General features: G+C 64.7%; 18 protein-coding genes. 1 reads left to right on the top strand and 17 read right to left on the bottom strand.

Annotation, left to right across the window (positions count from 1 at the left end; translation table 11 throughout):
* Positions 1-28: 28 nt before the first annotated feature.
* The 9 genes from E4K65_RS21860 to miaA all read right to left on the bottom strand — a co-directional run bounded on the left by E4K65_RS21860 (position 29) and on the right by miaA (position 11,866).
* On the bottom strand, positions 29-3,412 hold the full coding sequence (locus E4K65_RS21860) for a bifunctional diguanylate cyclase/phosphodiesterase (protein ID WP_235885696.1): 3,384 nt from the start codon (positions 3,410-3,412) through the stop codon (positions 29-31).
* Between the two features lie 356 nt (positions 3,413-3,768).
* Entirely contained in the window at positions 3,769-4,788 is a 1,020-nt protein-coding gene (ilvC, locus tag E4K65_RS21855; RefSeq protein ID WP_027544763.1) for a ketol-acid reductoisomerase, read from the bottom strand.
* A gap of 132 nt (positions 4,789-4,920) precedes the next feature.
* Positions 4,921-5,523: a LysE family translocator gene (locus E4K65_RS21850; RefSeq protein WP_167771018.1), complete on the bottom strand. Its 603-nt coding sequence runs from the start codon at positions 5,521-5,523 to the stop codon at positions 4,921-4,923.
* Between the two features lie 7 nt (positions 5,524-5,530).
* A complete protein-coding gene (locus E4K65_RS21845; RefSeq protein WP_135175929.1) occupies positions 5,531-6,406 on the bottom strand; it encodes an EamA family transporter in 876 nt (291 codons plus the stop codon).
* A gap of 49 nt (positions 6,407-6,455) precedes the next feature.
* Positions 6,456-7,151: a class I SAM-dependent methyltransferase gene (locus E4K65_RS21840; protein WP_135175928.1), complete on the bottom strand. Its 696-nt coding sequence runs from the start codon at positions 7,149-7,151 to the stop codon at positions 6,456-6,458.
* A 3-nt stretch (positions 7,152-7,154) separates the two neighbouring features.
* Entirely contained in the window at positions 7,155-7,697 is a 543-nt protein-coding gene (ilvN, locus tag E4K65_RS21835; RefSeq protein ID WP_011089241.1) for an acetolactate synthase small subunit, read from the bottom strand.
* A gap of 150 nt (positions 7,698-7,847) precedes the next feature.
* Positions 7,848-8,801, bottom strand: coding sequence for a threonine dehydratase (locus tag E4K65_RS21830; protein WP_135175927.1), 954 nt, complete (start codon positions 8,799-8,801; stop codon positions 7,848-7,850).
* 4 nt (positions 8,802-8,805) lie between these two features.
* Positions 8,806-10,581 carry an acetolactate synthase 3 large subunit gene (locus E4K65_RS21825; protein WP_135175926.1) on the bottom strand — a complete coding sequence of 592 codons (1,776 nt, stop codon included), beginning with the start codon at positions 10,579-10,581 and terminating at the stop codon, positions 8,806-8,808.
* A 328-nt stretch (positions 10,582-10,909) separates the two neighbouring features.
* Complete coding sequence (gene miaA / locus E4K65_RS21820; RefSeq protein WP_135175925.1) at positions 10,910-11,866, bottom strand: tRNA (adenosine(37)-N6)-dimethylallyltransferase MiaA; 957 nt, start codon at positions 11,864-11,866, stop codon at positions 10,910-10,912.
* Between the two features lie 11 nt (positions 11,867-11,877).
* Between miaA and serB the strand changes: the two genes are divergently transcribed.
* The gene (gene serB, locus E4K65_RS21815) at positions 11,878-12,783 is read left to right on the top strand and encodes a phosphoserine phosphatase SerB (RefSeq protein ID WP_135175924.1); all 906 of its coding nucleotides are present in this window, start codon (positions 11,878-11,880) and stop codon (positions 12,781-12,783) included.
* A 142-nt stretch (positions 12,784-12,925) separates the two neighbouring features.
* Here the strand turns inward: serB and E4K65_RS21810 are convergent, their stop codons facing one another.
* The 8 genes from E4K65_RS21810 to E4K65_RS21775 all read right to left on the bottom strand — a co-directional run bounded on the left by E4K65_RS21810 (position 12,926) and on the right by E4K65_RS21775 (position 20,007).
* Positions 12,926-14,452, bottom strand: a complete 1,527-nt coding sequence (locus E4K65_RS21810; RefSeq protein WP_135175923.1) for a Do family serine endopeptidase — start codon at positions 14,450-14,452, stop codon at positions 12,926-12,928.
* A 143-nt stretch (positions 14,453-14,595) separates the two neighbouring features.
* Positions 14,596-14,802, bottom strand: coding sequence for a DUF2065 domain-containing protein (locus E4K65_RS21805; RefSeq protein WP_027529575.1), 207 nt, complete (start codon positions 14,800-14,802; stop codon positions 14,596-14,598).
* 69 nt (positions 14,803-14,871) lie between these two features.
* Positions 14,872-15,765 (bottom strand): protease modulator HflC, encoded by an 894-nt coding sequence (hflC, locus tag E4K65_RS21800; RefSeq protein WP_135175922.1) that lies wholly within the window; start codon positions 15,763-15,765, stop codon positions 14,872-14,874.
* On the bottom strand, positions 15,762-16,904 hold the full coding sequence (gene hflK, locus E4K65_RS21795) for an FtsH protease activity modulator HflK (protein WP_135175921.1): 1,143 nt from the start codon (positions 16,902-16,904) through the stop codon (positions 15,762-15,764). The genes hflC and hflK overlap by 4 nt, the downstream gene beginning before the upstream one ends.
* A gap of 153 nt (positions 16,905-17,057) precedes the next feature.
* Entirely contained in the window at positions 17,058-17,567 is a 510-nt protein-coding gene (locus E4K65_RS21790; protein ID WP_135175920.1) for a dihydrofolate reductase, read from the bottom strand.
* Positions 17,567-18,052, bottom strand: a complete 486-nt coding sequence (locus tag E4K65_RS21785) for a GNAT family N-acetyltransferase (RefSeq protein ID WP_135175919.1) — start codon at positions 18,050-18,052, stop codon at positions 17,567-17,569. Before E4K65_RS21785 ends, E4K65_RS21790 begins: the two co-directional genes overlap by 1 nt.
* Before the next feature lie 5 nt (positions 18,053-18,057).
* Entirely contained in the window at positions 18,058-18,852 is a 795-nt protein-coding gene (locus tag E4K65_RS21780; protein ID WP_011089252.1) for a thymidylate synthase, read from the bottom strand.
* A 171-nt stretch (positions 18,853-19,023) separates the two neighbouring features.
* Complete coding sequence (locus E4K65_RS21775) at positions 19,024-20,007, bottom strand: tripartite tricarboxylate transporter substrate binding protein BugD (RefSeq protein ID WP_135175918.1); 984 nt, start codon at positions 20,005-20,007, stop codon at positions 19,024-19,026.
* Between the last annotated feature and the right edge of the window lie 31 nt (positions 20,008-20,038).

Here is a 20,038-nt window from a genome sequence, read left to right as displayed (position 1 = left end):
TGACTGTGTTCCGACGGAGGTCATGAGATCACGCGACATTTTGTGCCGGCAACGGCATATCGAAACTGACTTCGGAGTTCGGCACGGGTCGCCCGAACAGATATCCCTGGACGAAGTCCACTCCCGCCGCTCGAAGGGCCTCGAATTGCGCAGGGGTCTCGACCCCCTTGGCGACCGTGGCGACGTCGAGACCGCGCGCCAATGCGACGGCAGAGGCGACGACTGCCGCGCAGTCCTTTCGCGTTGCGCAGCCCTGCGCGATCGTGCGGTCGATCTTGAGCTTGTCGAACGGGAAGCTCTGGAGATAGCTCCCCGCGGAATAACCCACGCCGCAATTGTCGAGGACGACGCCGACGCCAAGGTTCTTCAGTTGCCGGACCGTGAGCAGGTGAGCCGGCAGATTCCCGTCCAGGAGCGCAACGTCCGGTATTTCGAGCTCAAGGCGCTCCGGCGACAACCCCGACTCGACCAGCGCGCACAGGACGACGTCGAGCACGTTGCTCCTGTGGAACTGGGCGGCGCTCACGTTGACGGCGACCCTGATGTGCGCTGGCCAGGCAGCCGCGTCCAGGCAGGCCTGTCGCAATATCCATTCACCGAGCGGCACCATCAGTCCGGCCTGCTCGGCGACATCAAGGAACTGCAAAGGCGCCAGCACGCCCTTCGACGGGTGGTGCCAGCGCACGAAACATTCCAGCCCCGTCATCGTGCGCGTCCTGGCGTCGATCACCGGCTGGTAGTGCAGCTCGAACTCGTTGCGGGCCATCGCTTCCCGCAGTTCGCCTTCCATCGACTTCTGTGTGTCGGCAGCCTGCGTCATTTCGGGCTGGAAGATGCGGAAATCGTTTCGGCCCGCAGATTTCGTCACGTAGAGCGCGACATCCGCCTTCTGCAGCAACGTCTCGGCGTCGGCGCCGTGCTCCGGCGCGAAGGCGATGCCGACGCTGGTGCCGACGCTGATGCGATGGCCGCCAAGATCGAAGGGTTGCTCGATCAGGCCGATGATCCTCAGAGCGAGAGCAATCGCGCCCTCGCTCTGATTTTTTTCGTTCTCCTGGATGATCGCGAATTCGTCGCCGCCGAGCCGCGCCAGCACATCGGTATCCCGCAACGATGAACTCAACCGCCGCGCCACCTCGACGAGCAGCTGGTCGCCCGCGGCGTGACCGAGCGTATCGTTGACGGCCTTGAACCTGTCGAGATCCAGCATCAGCACGGTGAATGTCGTGCCATGACGCTGCGACCGCTTTGCAGCATCGTCGAGCTTTTCGGAGAACACGGCGCGGTTCGCAAGACCCGTGAGCAGATCGTGCTGCGCCAGATAGGCGATACGCTTCTCGTTTCTCGCTCGATCGGTAATATCCTCGTGGGTCGTGAGCCAGCCGCCATCCTGCATCATGTGGCGCGCAATCGCGACCACCCTGCCGTCGGCGAGTTCCCGGATCTCGCTCAGCTGCTTCACGTTCTGGCTGAGATAGACGTCCGGCGCGACGTCGGCAAAATACGTCCCTTTTTCGCGGCGATATTCGAGAATCTGCGCCAGCGAAGTACCTGGCCCGATCTGATCGCCGCCCAGATGATAAATTTCGGCATAGCGCGCGTTTGAGACCACGATCCTCTGGTCCGCATCGAACATGCAGAGCCCCTGGGACATGTTGTTGAGGGCAGCATCGAAGCGCGTATTGATCGCCTCCAGCTCCGCTGCCTTCTGGGCCAGCATCTGCTCGCCGCGTTTTTGCTCGGTGACGTCTTCGTGGGTCGCGACCCAGCCGCCATCCGGCAGCGGCTTGCGCTGGATCAGGATCTGGCGCTGGTCTTTCAACGCGTAGTCCTGCTGCCGCTGGGTCGGCATGAGCTGGACATGCTGGTCGACCGTCAGGGAGCTCGTTTCGCCGCGATCCGCATAATATTGCAATATCCGTTGCAGCGGCGTGCCTGGCCTCACCAGCTCGTCCGGCAGATCGTACATCTGCTGATAGCGGCTGTTGGAGACGACCAGGTTCTTGTCGGCATCAAACAGGCACAGACCCTGATGCATGTTGCTGATTGCGACATCGAACCGGGTGTTGATGAGCTTCAGCTCGGCGGCATTTTCGGCCAGCAGGATCTCGTCTCGCCGCCTCTCGGTGATGTCCTGATGGGTCGCGACCCAGCCGCCGTCGGCCATGGGCGTGCGCAGGATCGAGATGATCCGGCCGTTGCCAAGCGTGAAGATTCGTTGCGCCCGGTGCTTTGCCCCCTCGAGGAATTCCTCCGCATCGAGGTCGGCTCCCGTCGCCTTGTAGTGGCCGACGATGCTGCTGAGAAGCGTTCCAGGTTCGACCTGCGCCTCCGTGAGATCGTACATCTCGCGGTAACGGCTGTTGGCGACCAATAGCCTCTCGTCGGCGTCAAACATGCTGAGCCCATGCGGCATGTTGCTCAACGCGGCATCGAACCGGGCACTCGCAGCAGCAAGCGCATTCGTTTGCCGCCGCAGCAGGAATGTGCCGATCAGAATAATGGTGACGATCGCGGCGGCCAGCGGGCCGAAGGTGTAGAGATGGCGGTACCATGGCTGCAACGCGTAACTGCGCGTGTAGGTCACGACCATGACCAGCGGCAGGCCGGGCACGGCCTTGTAGCCAGCAATGCGCGCGACGCCATCGATGGGGCTCGTGAGCTCGTATGAGCCCACCTCGCAGACCGGCAGATACTTGGTAAACAGCGGGCCGCCGGCGACCGACTTGCCCAGGACATCCTTCTGTTCCGGTACGCGCGCGAGGACCCGTCCGGTGCGATGGAGCAGGACCACCGAGCCGTCCGGGCCCAGGTCGATCTTGCGATAGATCTTCAGCAGAAAGGATTGATCCAGCGGCGCAGTAACGATGCCCGCAAAGCTCCCATCCGGGTTGTTCAACCGGCGTGACGCCGCACTGAACCATTTGTCGCCGCCCGCCGAGCGATAGGGTGGCGCAACGAACAGTCCGGTGCCGGCGCCGTCGCGTTGCGCGATGAAGTGCGACATGTCGGAGATGTTGCTGCGCGGCAGCGCGTGATCATAGGAATGCGCAACGACAGCGCCGGACGCATCGGTCCAGCCGACCGCGACGAGAATCGACGAGCTCCTGACCAGTTGACGTAGCGCGATATTGGCCGCGCCGGGATCGGCGTATTTTCCGGACAAAGCGTCCTTGCGGATCGCCTGCGCCTCAAGCAGCACGCGATCGATGTCTTCGAACGTCACCGCGGCATGCTCGGCCAGAATGGCCGAGAGATTGAGCGCGTCGGTTTTCGCAGATCCGACTGCATCTCGATAGCGGATGCCCAGATCAACGAGGAACAGAGCGACGACAACGAGCGAAAACACGACGCCCAGGATCGTGACGGACGATCCCGGCGATCCGGCCAGCCTTCGCCAAGCGTTCAGCATTGTCCATCTGTGGTACGAGCAATAGCTCACCCTCGCCCGGCCGCGCTAAGATTTGGTTGATCTGCCCATCGCAATTCGATCCCGTAGTCGTACGGAAATCAGGTCAGTAATGGTGTCCTAATACTTGGGGGCGCAAAAAAACAGCCGATGCTGCTGTAAAACCGAAGCCGGTTTGGGCCCGAGCTTCGCGCGACACGGGGGGCGGCGCGCACGATCAGCGAGCTCACACCGGCGCGAGGCGGACATCGCCTCCCCGCGTCATTCCCAGGGCTGGCGTCCGTGCAAACCCGGGAAACTCATGAACAAGGATCGAGGTCCGGGGGCGCGATTTCGTCGCGCCCCCGGAATGACGGTGCTTAGTTCTTGCTCTTGTCGACCAGCGCGCCCTTCTTGATCCAGGGCATCATGTCGCGCAGTTTGGCGCCGACTTCCTCGATCGGATGCTGGGCGAGCTTGGCGCGCGTCGCCTTGAACGAGGTCTGGTTGACCTTGTTCTCGAGCATCCAGTCGCGGGCGAACTTGCCGCCCTGGATGTCGGCGAGAACGCGCTTCATCTCGGCCTTGGTCTCGGCGGTGACGATGCGCGGACCGGTGACGTATTCGCCATACTCGGCGGTGTTGGAGATCGAGTAGTTCATGTTGGCGATGCCGCCTTCATAGATCAGGTCGACGATCAGCTTCACTTCGTGCAGGCACTCGAAATAGGCCATCTCCGGGGCGTAGCCGGCTTCGACCAGCGTCTCGTAGCCGCCCTTGATCAGCTCGACCAGGCCGCCGCAAAGCACGACCTGCTCGCCGAACAGGTCGGTCTCGCACTCTTCCTTGAAGGTGGTCTCGATGATGCCGGCGCGGCCGCCACCGATGGCGGAGGCGTAGGACAGGCCGAGGTCATGGGCGTTGCCCGAGACGTCCTTGGCGATCGCGATCAGGCAGGGCACGCCGCCGCCGCGCTGATACTCCGAGCGCACGGTGTGGCCGGGGCCCTTCGGCGCGATCATCAGCACGTCGAGGTCGGCGCGCGGGTCGAGAAGGTTGAAGTGGACGTTGAGGCCGTGCGCGAAGACGAGGGCGGCGCCCTTCTTCATGTTGTCGTGCAGGTGCTCGCGGTAGATGTCGCCCTGGAGCTCGTCCGGGGTCAGCATCATGACGAGGTCGGCCCATTTGGCGGCTTCGGCGACTTCCATCACCTTGAAGCCGGCGGCTTCCGCCTTCTTCGCCGAGGCCGAGCCCTTGCGCAGCGCAATGGCGACTTCCTTGACGCCGGAATCCTTCAGGTTCAGCGCGTGGGCGTGGCCCTGGCTGCCATAGCCGACGATGACGACCTTCTTGCCCTTGATCAGGTTCAGGTCGGCGTCGCGATCGTAATAAACACGCATAGTCGTTTCCTCATTCAGGGCCAGAATCGGCCAAAGCTCAGTGTCCGAAGGGTGAAATTTGCGGATTTCGGGGGCTGTCTAGAGCATTTTCAGCCCCTAGGGAAACCCGTTTCTGCATGGAAATCCGCGACATCATGCATCCATGAAAACGGGGTAGAGGGAGGCGAGCAGCAGGAGTGCCATCACGACGTTGAAAGCCCGGACCAGCCGCTCGGAGGTCAGGACCGGCCGCAGCGCAGTGCCGAACAGGGCCCAGACCACGGTTGAGACCGTGCCGACGAGCAGGCTGATCAGGGTCTGGATCGCGATGTTGACGGGAAACTGGGCAATCGCCGCATAGGCGGTGATGGTGCCGATCACGATCACCCAGCCCTTGGCGTTGATCCACTGGAACATGGCCGCACCCCAGAAGGTCATCGGGCCGCGGCCGCTCTCGCCGTCCGGCGTGGTCGGGCCGGACATGGCGATCACGGCAGCAAGATAGACGAGGTAGACCGCACCGGCATATTTCAGGATGGTCTGGAGGATCGGATAGGCCAGGAACACGGTCCCTAGCCCGAGGCCCACCGCGGCGACCATGAAGGCAAAGCCGATGACGATGCCGGCGATGTGGGGGATGGTGCGCCGGAAGCCATAGGTCAGGCCCGACGCCAGCAGCATGATGTTGTTCGGCCCGGGGGTGAAGTACATCACCACCATGAAGGCGAGGAAGGCATAGAACAGCGAGTAAGCCATATTCACCTCACGCGATCTTCGGCAGGACTTGCGGGCGCTTCGCCAGCACCATCACCGCGATACCGCCGATCACGGTCAGCATGCCGGCGAGCCTCAGGGGTCCGAAGCGTTCGCCGAACACGATGCTGGAGGCGGCCGAGCCGACGAACGGCACCAGCAGAGCGAACGGCACCACTTGGGCAGCGGGATAGTCACGCAGCAGCCGGCCCCACAGCCAATAGGCGATGCTGGTGGAGATGGCGCCGATCATCAGCAGGCAGACGAGACCGGTCAGCGACATGTGGATCAGGGACTGGAAGGTCGGCGCCGGCCCGTTGACGACGAGCGAGAGGGCGAGCAACGGGACCGCAGTGGCGAGACAAAGCCAGGCAAACAGGTCGAACATCGGCACGCCGCGCGCGCCGCGCAGCAGAATGTTTCCGACGGCAAAGCTGACCGGCGCGATCATCAGCACCGCGAAGGCACCCACGCTGAAATCGTAGCCGACGGTGCCGCAGATCATCAGCAGCCCGGCTGCGGCGATGACGATGCCGAGGGTCTGCATCGGCGTCGGCCGCTCGCCGAAGGCGATCGCGGCAAAGCCGATCGTGAACAGCGCCTGACTCTGCACGACGACGGAGGTCAGCCCCACCGGCACGCCATGGGCGATGCCATAGGCCTGGCTCAGGAACTGGCCGAGAAACAGCGTGAAGCTGATCGCGATCAGCAGCGACCAGGCGACCTTCGGCTTGGGAATGAACAGGCACGGCACCGCGGCAATGGTGAAGCGCATCGCCGTCATCAGCTCCGGCGAAAACTCGTCGAGTGCGATCCGGCTCGCCACGAAGGCAAGCCCCCAGATGATCGCCACCAGGAGGGCGATGAGGATGTCGGCCGGCTTCATTGTTGTTTCCGGTTCTGCCCTGTCGTGCAGCCCTGTTTCTTGTTCTGGTCTAGCCTTGCTCGCCGGCTTTCGGTTTCCGCAGCAGATAAGTGCCGTGCATCGGCGCGTGATAGTCGGCCGAGATCAGCGTGAAGCCGACGTCGGTCAGCATCCGCTCCATCACCCAGCCGAAGGTGGAATATTCGTCGCGCATATGCGTGACCACGCCCTCGCGGGAGAAATCGTGGTTCTTGATCTGGAATTCTGCCCACTGCTCGACGTCGCGCTCGACCGCGTCGGGCATCGAGGCATAAACGATGTCGCGCAGATAGAAGCTCGCCCCCGGCTTCAGCGCGCGAAAGATCCGCGACATCGCCACCACTTTCCAGAAATCAGGCAGATGATGCAGCGTGAACTCGCTGACGATCAGATCGTAGGATTCCGGCCGGTAGGCGAAGCTGAGCAGGCCGGCCGATTGCGTGCGCACGGGCGCCTTGCGGTCGCGCGCATAGATCTCGGCGAGCGCCAGCATCGCGGGCGAAATGTCGATGGCGTCGACCTCGGCGCCCATCAGCGCAGCTTCGGTGGCGAGCACGCCGTTTCCGCAGCCGATGTCGGCGATGCGCCAGCCGCGCTGGACACCGAGCATTTTCAGGGCGGCGCGCGCCCGCAGATCGGCATCGTCGTGGCTGTCGTAGATCGACGCCACCGCGGGCTCGATGCCCATCCGGTTCCGCTCATTGTAGTACCAGTCGCGCGCCAGCATGGTTCACATCCCTTCAGGCCCGCGGCCGATCGCGGCAACGCCCGTGCGCGACACCTCGACAAGGCCGAGCGGGCGCATCAGATCGATATATTGATTGATCTTGTCCGTATTGCCTGTGATCTCGAACACAAAGCTCTCGGTGGTGGCGTCGATCACGCGGGCGCGGAACGCATCCGCCAGCCTGAGCGCCTCGACCCGGTGCTCGCCCTGCCCACGCACCTTCACCATCGCAAGTTCGCGCTCGATCGAGCGCTTCGTCTGGGTCATGTCGACGACGCGGTAGACCGGGATCATGCGGTCGAGCTGGTGCTTGATCTGCTCGATCACCATCGGCGTGCCGGTGGTGACGATGGTGATGCGCGACAGATGCTTCTGCGCCTCGGTCTCCGAGACCGTGAGGCTCTCGATGTTGTAGCCGCGCCCGGAGAACAGGCCGATGACGCGCGCGAGCACGCCGGGCTCGTTCTGCACGAGCACCGAAAGCGTATGCGTCTCGTTGGGATCGTGGCGATCCTCGATGAAATAGGCGGATGCGGGCTGGTTCATTGTCGTCCCCTCTATTCTTTCTTGTCATGCCCCGCGAAGGCGAGGCATCCAGTAGTCACCGGCATAGTGAGTCTCACATCTGCCGCGGCGTACTGGATCGTCCGGTCAAGCCGGACGATACGGTGGTGCAATTGGCGAGCGCTCGCGCAATCATGCGACCACCCATCGCTTGAACAGATCGAAATCGATATTGCCGCCGGACAGCACGAGACCGACGCGCTTGCCTGACAGTTTTGTCTTTTCCTGAAGCGCCGCAGCGAGCGCGGCGGCACCGGCGCCTTCGGCGAGATTGTGCGTGTCGGTCCAGTAGGCGCGGATCGCCGCGGCGACCTCGTCGTCGCTCACCTGCACGATGCGCGAGGCGCCCTTGCGGATCAGGGCCAGCGCGTCCGCGTCGGGAATGCGCGTCGCCATGCCGTCGGCAAGCGTGTTGCTGGTCTCGGTGGTCACGATCTTGCCGGCCGCGAACGACAGCGCATAGGACGGCGCTTCGGTCGACTGCACGCCGACGATCTCGGTCTTCAGGCCCAGGAGGTCGCGTGCCATGATGCAGCCGGAGATTCCGGAGCCCTGCCCGATCGGCACATAGAGAACATCGAGATCTGGCGCCGTCCGGAACAGTTCGAGCGCATAGGTGGCGACGCCGAGCACGAGATCCGGATGGAACGACGGCACCATGTGCAGGCCGGTAAATTGGGCGCGCCGCTGGGCCTCTTCCGCGGCCGCCTGAAAGTCCTCGCCATGCTCGACGAGCTCGGCGCCGAACGCCTTCATGGCGCGGTTCTTCTCGACCGAGTTGCCGCGGGGCACGTAGATCACGGCGGGCACGCCGTGGCGGCTCGCGGCGAACGCGAGGCTCTGGCCGTGATTGCCGCGCGTCGCCGAGATGATGCCCGGCGTCTTCGGCCGCTCACGCTTGAGCCGATCGAGATAGACGAGACCGCCGCGCACCTTGAAGGCCCCGATCGGCGTGTGGTTTTCGTGCTTGACGACAACGCCGGTGCCGAGGCGCTCAGCGAGCAGCGGCCAGGCATGCGCCGGCGTGGCCGGCACCGCCTGCCGCACGATGTCGTGTGCGCGCTCGAGTTCCGTCAGGTCGAACATGACGTCACACCAGCGCCTTGCCGCCCGCGAACGCCTTGGCCGTCGCCTCGTCGTTCGCCTGCTCCGGCAACAGCATCTCGTTGTGCGCCTTGCCGGAGGGGATCATCGGGAAGCAGTTTTCGAGCGCCGCGACGCGGCAGTCGAACAGCACCGGACGCTTGACCGAGATCATCTCCTGGATGGCGCCGTCGAGATCTGAAGGCTTGTGCACCTGGATGCCGACGCCGCCATAGGCTTCCGCGAGCTTGACGAAATCCGGCAGCGCCTCCGAGTAGGAGTGCGACAGGCGGTTGCCGTGCAGCAGCTGCTGCCACTGCCGCACCATACCCATGTACTGGTTGTTGAGGATGAAGATCTTGATCGGCAGTTCGTACTGGACCGCCGTCGACATCTCCTGGATCGTCATCTGCACCGAGGCATCGCCGGCGATGTCGATGACGAGGCTGTCCGGGTGCGCCACCTGCACGCCGACCGCCGCGGGCAGGCCGTAGCCCATGGTGCCGAGCCCGCCTGATGTCATCCAGCGATGCGGTTCCTCGAAGCCGTAGAACTGCGCCGCCCACATCTGGTGCTGGCCGACCTCGGTCGTGATGTAGGTATCCCGGCCCCGCGTCGCCTCGAACAGGCTCTGGATCGCGTGCTGCGGCAGGATGACGTCGTTGCTCTTCCTGTAATAGAGCGAGTTGCGGGCGCGCCACTGCGCGATCTGCTGCCACCACGCCTTGATGTCGGGCTTCTTCGACTCCGCCTTGAACACCTGGAGGATGTCGCCGAGGATGTTGCCGCAATCGCCGATGATCGGCACGTCGACCCGGATGTTCTTGTTGATCGATGACGGGTCGATGTCGATGTGGATCTTCTTCGAGCCCGGCGAGAACGCATCGACACGGCCGGTGATGCGGTCGTCGAAGCGCGCGCCGACGCACAGCATGACGTCGCAATCATGCATCGTCATGTTGGCCTCATAGGTGCCGTGCATGCCGAGCATGCCGAGCCAGTTCTTGCCCGACGCCGGGTACGCGCCGAGGCCCATCAGCGTGGAGGTGATCGGAAAACCGGTGACCTCGACCAGCTCGCGCAGCAGCTTGGTCGCTTCAGGGCCGGAATTGATCACGCCGCCGCCGCTGTAGATCACGGGACGCTTGGCGTTCGCGAGCAGCGAGACGGCCTTGCGGATCTGCGTCGCATCCCCCTTCACGCGCGGCGCGTAGGAGCGGTGCACGTCGGACTTGCGCGGCGGATGATAGGTGCCGGTCGCGAACTGCACGTCCTTGGGCACGTCGACCAGCACCGGGCCCGGACGGCCCGTGGTCGCAACGTAGAACGCTTCGTGCAGCACTTTCGCGAGATCGTTGACGTCGCGCACCAGCCAGTTGTGCTTGGTGCAGGGACGCGTGATGCCGACCGTGTCGCATTCCTGGAACGCGTCGTTGCCGATCAGATGCGTCGGCACCTGGCCGGAGATGCAGACCAGCGGGATCGAGTCCATCAGCGCGTCGGTCAGCGGCGTCACCATGTTGGTGGCGCCGGGACCGGAGGTCACCAGCGCAACGCCCGGCTTGCCGGTCGAGCGCGCATAGCCCTCGGCGGCGTGGCCCGCGCCCTGCTCGTGCCGGACCAGGATGTGCTGGACCTCGCTCTGCTGGAAGATCTCGTCATAGATCGGAAGCACCGCGCCGCCGGGATAGCCGAAAATGTCGGTCACGCCGTGATCGATGAGCGCGCGGACGATCATCGCGGCGCCGGTCATCTGGTTCGGATCGTGGCTCTTGTCGGTCATTGGCTTGCTCCGGATGCGCTGTTGCCAGCGGCTTCGTTCGTGTCGGGTTCAGGAAATAAAAAAGGCCCCGAAGAGGGCCCATGCACACCGCCTGTCATGTGGATGGCAGCTAGCCATCCCCGGCGGTGTGCCTGGGTACGACGGCGATAAGGAGTTTGGTAATAATGTTACGCATGGCAGGCGCCCGGCTTCCCAAAGGTTGCGCGAAACATAGCGGCCAAAGCCTGGATGTCAAGGCAATGCGGCCGTTCCCGCGCGATTTTGGCAGTGTAGCGGTGTTCCCGGGGTTCGGCGAGGGGTAAATTCGGGAACCCGGCACAAAAGCACGTCAGTCGGGGTCCTGCGCCGCGTTCACGGTCGCCGCTAGCCAGCCCCTCGCCTCCTCCAGCTTCACCCATTCGAACTCCGGCAATTGGTGCCGGAACCAGGTGTACTGGCGCTTGGCGTAATGGCGGGTATCGGTGCGGCCGATCGTGGCCGCCTCGTCCAGGCTGAGCTCACCGCGCAAATGCCGGATCAGGGCCGGCACGCCGTGGGCCTTCATCGCCGGTAGCAAGGGATCGAGCTTTCGGGCGGCGAGGCGCTCGACCTCCCTCAAGGCGCCGGCGCCAAGCATGGCGTCGAAGCGGGCATCGATGCGGGCATAGAGCTCCTCGCGCTCGGGAGCGAGGAACACCGCGCGAAAACTGTCCTGCGGCAACAGCGGCGGCTGCCCCTCCTGGTGCCAGTCGAGCAGCGAGCGCCCGGTCGCCTCGACCACTTCGAGCGCGCGTGCGATGCGGGTGCGGTCGCGCAGATTCAATCGCTCGGCCGCACGCGGATCGCGGGCCGCGAGTTCCGCATGCAGCGCCTCGACACCGTTCCGCTCCAGCCGCGCGCGCACGTCTTCGCGCACCTCAGCGGGGATCGGCGGCACCACCGAGAGGCCCGCGGTCAGCGCCTTGAAATAGAGCCCGGTACCGCCGACGAAGATCGGCAGGCGGCCTTCGGCTCTCGCCCCTTCGAGCGCCGTCGCCGCATCGTTCACCCAGGCGCCGGCCGAGAAATTCACGGCGGCATCGACGTGACCGTAGAGGCGATGCGGCACGAGCGCCTCGTCTGCCCGTGTCGGGCGCGCCGTAATGATGCGCAGGTCGCGGTAGACCTGCATGGAATCGGCATTGATGACGACGCCGCCGGTGGCGAGCGCCAGCTCGAGCGCCAGCGCCGACTTGCCGCTGGCGGTCGGGCCTGCGATAAGCACGGCCTTGCCAATAGGCCTTCTGCCGACTTGCCCCTCGCTCACGAAAACCTCAAATGTCCCTCGTCGCCACGCTGATCTGCAATCCCGATAGTCCCGCGCTCGACTCTACCATCGTCGACGGCGCCCGCGCCGTGCTGCCTCAGGCGGCGCCGGCGCACTGGCTGTTCGACGGGGTTGCGGTCGACATTCCCTTCGGCGCCGACAGTAACCTCGAAGGCGACCGTCACGCCATCGAACAGCGGTTGCGCGAGCTTCGCGGCGACCTGCCGATCGACATCGTCGTGCAGCCTGCCGGCGCCCGGCGCAAGAAGCTTTTTCTCGCCGACATGGATTCCACCATGATCGGCCAGGAATGCATCGACGAGCTCGCCGATCTCGTCGGGATGAAGGCCCATGTCGCCGCCATCACCGAGCGCGCGATGCGCGGCGAGATCGAGTTCGAGCCGGCGCTGCGCGAGCGCGTTGCGCTCTTGAAGGACCTGCCCGCCAGTGTCGTCGACGAGGTGCTGAAAAAGCGCATCACGCTGACCCCGGGCGGCCGCGCGCTGGTCGCGACCATGCGGGCGCACGGCGCCTATACCTGCCTCGTCTCCGGCGGCTTCACGCTGTTCACGAGCGCGGTCGCCGCCCGGATCGGCTTCCAGGAGAACCGCGCCAACGAACTGATCGTGCGCGACGGCAAGTTCACCGGCGAGGTCAAGGAGCCGATTTTGGGCCGCGCGGCCAAGCTCGCGACACTGGTGGATCTGATGGAGTCGTTCGATCTCGACGACATCGACTCGGTCGTGGTCGGCGACGGCGCCAACGATCTGGCGATGATCCAGGCGGCGGGACTGGGCGTGGCCTATCACGCCAAGCCGGCGGTGGCGGCCGCCGCCGCGGCACGGATCGACCATGGCGATCTCACCGCGCTGCTCTATGCGCAGGGGTATCGGCGCGAGGAGTTTGTGGAGGCTTAGCCTCCCCTCCGCCGTCATCACCCGCGAAGGCGGGTGATCCAGTATTCCAGAGACGGCGACGTATACGGAGAAGCCGCGGCGTACTGGATGCCCCGCTTTCGCGGGACATGACAGTTGAGCGCGCGGTCGAGAGCGACCGCCCTTACTGCACGCTCAGCGCAACAAACCGCAGCTCGCCGTCGGCGTTGGAGACCAGCAACAGCACCGATTTCTTGCCGTCCTTCTTGAGCTGGTCGACCCGCTTCTGGATGTCGGCGCCGCTGGAGACGGCCTCCTGCGCCACCTCGACGATGACGTCGCCGGCGGACAGGCGCTTCTCGGCAGCATCGGAATTGGCGTCGACATTGGTGACGACCACGCCCTTGACGCTGTCCTTGATCTTGTAGCGCGTGCGCAGGTCCTTGTTCAGCGTGGCAAGATCGAGGCCGAGCGCCTTCTGCGTCACCAGCTTCTCGGGCGGGGGCTCGTCGGTCTTCACCGCGGCCTGTACCTTGTCGGGATCCTGGAGGCGTCCGAGCGTGACCTTCTTGGTCTGCTCCTCGCCCTTGCGGATGATGATGACGTCGACTTCCTTGCCGACCGCCGTGTCGGCGACGACGCGGGAGAGATCCTTCGGATCCTTGACGTCCTTGCCGTCGAACTTGACCACGACGTCGCCGGGCTCGATGCCGGCGGGCTTGGCCGGGCCCTTGTCGTCGACGCCTGCAACCAGCGCGCCGCGCGGCGGCTTGATGTTGAGGCTCTCGGCGATCTCGTCGGTGACGCTCTGGATGCGCACCCCCAGCCAGCCGCGGCGCAGTTCGCCGAACTGGCGGAGCTGGTCGACCACGCCCACGACCGTCTTCGACGGCACGGCGAAGCCGATGCCGATCGAGCCGCCGGAGGGCGAGATGATCAGCGTGTTGACGCCGATGACGTCGCCATCGAGATTGAACAGCGGACCGCCGGAATTGCCGCGGTTGATGGCCGCGTCGGTCTGGATGTAGCTATCATAGGGACCCGAGGAGATGTCGCGGTTCTTGGCCGAGACGATGCCGGCCGTCACCGTGCCCCCTAAGCTAAAGGGGTTGCCGATCGCGACCACCCAGTCGCCGAGCCGCAGCTTGTCGGAGTCGCCGAACTTCACCGCGACCAGCGGCTTCGTCGGCTTGAACTTCAATACGGCGAGGTCGGTCTTCTTGTCGACGCCGACCAGCTCGGCCTTGATCTTGGTGCCGTCGTTGAGGATGACGTTGATCTCGTCGGCGTCCGCAATGACGTGGTTGTTGGTGACGACGACGCCTGACGTGTCGATGATGAAGCCGGAGCCGAGCGAGTTGGTCTTGCGGGGCGGGCCGTTGTCGCCGCCCTTGCCGCCGCCGCCGGGACCACCGGGACCCCTGCGGTTCTTGAAGAAGTCGTCGAAGAACTCCTCGAAGGGCGAGCCGGGTGGCAGTTGCGGCATGGTGTTGCTGCCGCCGCCCTTGGCTTCGACGGTCTGCGAGGTCGAGATATTGACGACCGCGTCGATCACCTTCTCGGCGACGTCGGCGATGCCCTCCGGTCCGCGCGCATGAGCCGGCGTGCCGAACGCGCCGAAAGCACTGACGGCGAGCGCGGCCAGCCCAATTCTCACGCCAAGTCGCGCACGATGGCGCAAGCGGGACGGGGCAATGATGGCAGCGGTCATAGTGATCTCCAGAGAAAGGGATTCGGCGCCAAGACTGCGCTCGAACGGGGGCACGGCGCAAGCGCGGAGCTTCACGGGCCTCAAGACCCGCATAATACGGCGAAAACCGGTTCCTTGCCTTCACTTTGGCGTTGGCGCGAGGTCTAGATCGGGCGCCGCATCACCCAGATCAGGATCAGGCCGGCCACGGCCGAACCGATCCCGACCACCCGCAGGATGTTGTCCGGCGTGGCGATGGCGCTCTTCATGGCCTTGCGCATCCAGTTCGGACTTGCCGCGAACATCAAGCCTTCCAGCACGAACAGGATGCCTAAGCCGATGAGGAAGTCGGCGAACGCAATGGACCTCATCGGATTGGAACCTCCCGTTATGCTGTTCTTCTGGACGAAGGGCGGCCAGATCTGCCGCCCTTGTCAGGCTTACGGCTTTGCCGTCGCGGTCGCCGCCTTGCCGGACGGGTTACCAAAGAACCGGAAGAAATCCGAGTCCGGCCGCAGCAGGAAGCGGGTGTCATTCGACTTCAGCCCGTTCTCGTAGGCCGTCATCGACCGGTAGAAGGCGAAGAAGTCGGCATCCTTGCCGTAGGCTTCCGCGAACAGGCGGTTGCGCTCGGCGTCGCCGACGCCGCGGGTCTGCTCGGCCAGCGACCTGGCTTCCGCCTCGATCACGGTCGCCTCGCGGTCGGCCTTGGAACGGATCTCCTGTGCCTTCTGGCCGCCCTGCGCCCGGAACTCGGCGGCTTCCCGCTCGCGTTCCGTCTTCATGCGCTGGTAGACCGCCTGGCTGTTCTGCTCCGGCAGGTCGGCGCGCCGTATCCGGACGTCGACGACCTGGATACCGTAACCGTCGGCCTCGCGATCGAGCTGGTCGCGGATGCGCAGCATCAGCTTCTCGCGGTCGTCCCGCACCACGTTGATGAAGGTGACCTCGCCGAGCACGCGGCGCAGCGCCGCGTTCAGAAGCGTGGTGAGCTGGATGTTGGCGGCCTGGATTGAACCGACGCTCTGATAGAAGCGCAGCGCATCCTTGATGCGATAGCGCGCGAAGGCGTCCACCACGAGCCGCTTCTGGTCGGATGCGATCGCTTCCTGCGACGGGTTCTCCAGATCGAGGATCCGCTTGTCGATGTTGATCACCGAGTTCCACGGCGCCTTGAAGTGCAGGCCGGGATCGGTGACGACGTCGACGGGCTTGCCGAACTGAAGCACGATGGTCTGCTCGGTCTGCTGCACCGTGAACAGCGACATGTAGCCGACGATCACGACGAGCAGGAGCCCGAGGAGGGTGACGATACCTGTGACCGGAGACCTCATCGGCTGCCTCCGCCCGTTTGCTGACCGGCGGCAGGAGGCCGCTTCGTCGTCAATTCGCCGAGCGGCAGATAGGGCACGACGCCCTGGCCCGAGGGGCCGCCGTCATAGACGAGCTTGTCCGCGCCGCCGAGCACGCGCTCCATCGTCTCCAGGTAGATCCGTTCACGCGTCACGTCGGGCGCCTTCTTGTATTCCTCGTAAACCTTCAGGAAGCGCGAGCTCTGGCCCTTGGCCTCGGCAACCGCCTGCTCCTTGTAGCCTTCGGCGGCCTGCATGATCTGCGCCGCACGTCCGCGCGCCTGCGGCACCACCTGGTTGGCGTAGGTCTGTGCTTCGTTCTGCAGCTGCTCGAGATTGGCGCGCGCCGCCTGCACGTCGCGGAAGGCGTCGATCACCTGCGCCGGCGGATCGACCTTCTGCATCTGCACCTGGCTGATCTGAATGCCGGCGCCGTAGCTGTCCAGAGTCTTCTGGATCAGTTCCTGCACGCCCTGTTCGGTGACGTTGCGTGCGCCGGTGAGGATCGGCTGGATCTGCGAGCGGCCGATCACCTCGCGCATCGCGCTCTCGGCGACTGCCTTCACGGTGCCTTCGGGGTTCTGGATGTTGAAGAGGAAGTCGCCGACCCCGGCGGTGTCGGGCTTGATGCGCCACAGCACGGTGAAATCGACGTCGACGATGTTCTCGTCACCGGTGAGCATCAGGCTCTCTTCCGGCACGTCGCGAATGGAGCGGCCGCGCCGCGCCGGATCGTCGATCAGCGTCATGCCGATGGAGATGGTGTTGACGCGCAGCGCCTTGGGCAGCAGCACTGTCTCGATCGGATAGGGCAGATGATAATTCAGGCCCGGATCCACGGTGCGGACATGCTTGCCGAAGCGCAGCACGACGCCGCGCTCTTCGGACTGCACGCGGAAGAAGCCCGACAGCAGCCAGAACGCGACGATGATCAGGATGATCAGCGTGATGCCGACGCCGGAGAAATAGCCACCCGGCATGATCTGCTGGAGGCGGTCCTGGCCACGCCGCAGAAGGTCTTCCAGATCCGGCGGCCTCGGCCCGACCGGTTGCGGGCCTGAGCCCCATGGTCCCTTTGGACCCGAGCCCCATGGGCCACCGCCCTGATTCTTCCACGGCATTCGACGCTCTCCTCGGCAGGGTCAAATTGCCCCCGCCCGCTTTGTCCGGTCCGGCTTTATAGGGGACAGGCAGGTCCCTTACAACGCAACCCGGGCTGTCTTTGCAGCTAAGCCCGGGGGCGGAAAAGTCAATGTTAACATTGGCGAATGCGGTTAATGGTGCGGCCGCCGACGATATGTCACATAGGAGAAATCGGCGCTGTCGTCCGGTCCGGCAGGATGACGGATGCGCGCCGTCTCCTCCCATTTTGCCGTGTCGATGCCGAAATGCGTGTCGCCTTCGGGGCGCGCATGCACTTCGGTGATTTCGAGGCGATCGGCACGATCCAGCCATTGCCGATAGATCTCGGCGCCGCCGATCACCGCGATCTCGGTGACCGAACGCCGCAGTGCATCTCCGCGCGCAACCGCCTCCGCATCCAAGGCCGATGTCGTGACGACGGCACCGGCGGCGCGATAGGCCGCATCGCGCGTGATCACGATGTTGGTGCGGCCCGGAAGCGGTCGGCGCAGGGATTCGAAGGTCTTGCGGCCCATGATCACGGGCTTGCCGATCGTCAGCGCCTTGAAGCGCGCCATGTCGGATTTCTGCCGCCACGGGATCGCGCCGCCAGCGCCGATGACGCCGTTCTCCGCAATCGCGACGACGAAGACGATCTCCATCAGGTCTCGCTCCCGGCAAGCCGCGTCAGCGCAGGACCGGCGACGCGGCACAGCGTCCAGTCGTCCATCATGACGGCACCGAGCGACTTGTAGAACGCGATCGACGGCGCGTTCCAGTCGAGCACCGCCCATTGCAGGCGCGACCAGCCATTCTCGACGCACTCCTTTGCGAGATAGACCAGCAGCGCCTTGCCGAGACCCTTGCCCCGATGCGACGGCCGCACATACAGATCTTCGAGATAGATGCCGTGACGGCCGCTGAAGGTGGAGAAATTGGCGAACCAGACCGCAAAGCCGACCGCCTCGCCGTTCCACTCGGCGATCGCGCAATAGAGCTGCGGTCTGTCGCCGAACAGCGCGTCCGCGATGTCAGCCTCGGTCGCCTCGACCTCGTGCGAGAGCTTTTCGTATTCGGCGAGCTCGCGGATGAAGGAAAGAACGAGCCCGGCCTCACCCGGACGCACGCGGCGGATGTTGAGCGACATCTGCGTCAGACCGCGACTTCCGCCTTGATGTGCGGATGCGGATCGTAACCGACGAGCTCGAAATCCTCGAAGCGGAAGGAGAAGATGTCCTTCACGTCGGGGTTGATCCGCATCACCGGCAGCGCACGCGGCGCGCGCGTGAGCTGGAGCTTCGCCTGCTCCAGATGGTTGGAATAGAGATGGGTGTCGCCGAACGAATGCACGAAGTCGCCGGGCTTCAGGCCCGTGACCTGCGCCACCATCATGGTCAGCAGCGCATAGGAGGCGATGTTGAAGGGCACGCCGAGGAACACGTCGGCCGAGCGCTGATAGAGCTGGCACGACAGCTTGCCGTTGGCGACATAGAACTGGAACAGGCAGTGGCACGGCGGCAGCGCCATCTTGTCCACCTCGGCCGGATTCCAGGCCGAGACGATCAGGCGCCGCGAATCCGGATTGCGCTTGATCATATCGACGACGTTGGCGATCTGGTCGATGCTGCGTCCGTCCGGCGCCGGCCACGAGCGCCACTGATGACCATAGACCGGGCCGAGATCGCCATTGGCGTCCGCCCACTCGTCCCAGATGGTGACGCCGTTGTCGCGCAGATATTTGATGTTGGTGTCGCCCTTCAGGAACCACAACAGCTCGTGCACGATCGCCTTCAGCGGCAGCCGCTTGGTGGTCAGCATCGGGAAGCCGGCCGACAGATTGAAGCGCATCTGATGGCCGAACACCGAGAGCGTGCCGGTGCCGGTCCGGTCGGTCTTCTCGGCGCCGTCTGAAAGAATCCGCTCGAGCAGGTCCTGATACTGGTGCATGTGCCATACAGCCTTTGGGGAGGCGGCGAACTTAGCGGCCACTCCCGCGCTGCGACAGCGGCGATTCGCTGCCTGCACCGATTATACCCGGAAAAAGTGAGCGTTTCCGGTGCAAACGGCAAGGGGCGGAACCCACGTCCCGCCCCTCCTCTATCGGCTTGAAAGTGCTGCCTAACTTGCCGGCTTGAGCACCGGGGTCCACTTCGCGATCTCGTTCTTGACGAGGGTGGCGAGCGCCTCCGGCGTCCGGTCCGCAGGACCGGGGATGACGCTGCCGAGCTCGAGCAGCCGCTTGCGCACGGTCCCGTCGTCGAGCGCCTTGACGGCGGCGGCGTTCAGGCTCGCCACGACCGCCGGCGAAGTTCCCTTCGGGGCGAACATCGCGTTCCAGGCCTGGGCCTGGAACGCAGGCAGGCCGGCTTCCGTCGTCGTCGGCACGTTCGGCAGCGACGGATTGCGCTCGACCGTTGCGATCGCATAGGCCTTGATGGTGCCGGCGTTGATCTGCGGCACGGCGTTGACGATCTGGTCGCACATGTAATCGACCTGCCCCGCCACCAGCGCGTTCATCGCGGGGCCGGTGCCGTTGAAGGGCACGCCGACCGGCTTGATGTCGAGGATGGAGTGCAAGAGCTCGCAGGACACGTGCGAGACCGAGCCGACGCCGGCATGCGCTGCGTTCACCTTCTCGGCATTGGCCTTCACGTAGGCGACGAACTCTTTCAGGTCCTTCGGCGGAAAATCCTTGCGCGCGAGGATCAGGATCGGCGTGCCCGCGAGCAGCGCGATCGGCTCGAAGTCTTTCTCCGGATGATAGGCAAGCTTCGGATAGAGCGGCACGGATGCGGCATGAGTGCCCATATGCCCCGTGATCAGCGTATAGCCGTCATTGGCCGCGCGCGCGGCCCGCGCGGTCGCGGTGGTGCCGCCGGCGCCGACCACGTTCTCGATGACGATGCTCTGCCCCAGCGTCTGCGCCATGTGCGCGGTGACGATGCGCGAGATCACGTCGGTCGGGCCGCCGGCCGCGAACGGCACGATCATGGTGATGCCGCGCGTCGGATAGGTCTGCGCCTGAGACGGTGCGACAAACGCGCACAGCGATGCGAGCGCGACGGCACATGCGCCCGTAGCGAGCGCGCGAATAGAAGTCATGTCGTTTCCCCGGGACGCAAACAAAAATGCC

It is taken from the genome of Bradyrhizobium niftali, from assembly GCF_004571025.1.
Classification (GTDB): domain Bacteria; phylum Pseudomonadota; class Alphaproteobacteria; order Rhizobiales; family Xanthobacteraceae; genus Bradyrhizobium; species Bradyrhizobium niftali.
The sequence above is the reverse complement of the archived record's forward strand: the minus strand, read 5'-3'. Positions and strand labels throughout refer to the sequence as shown.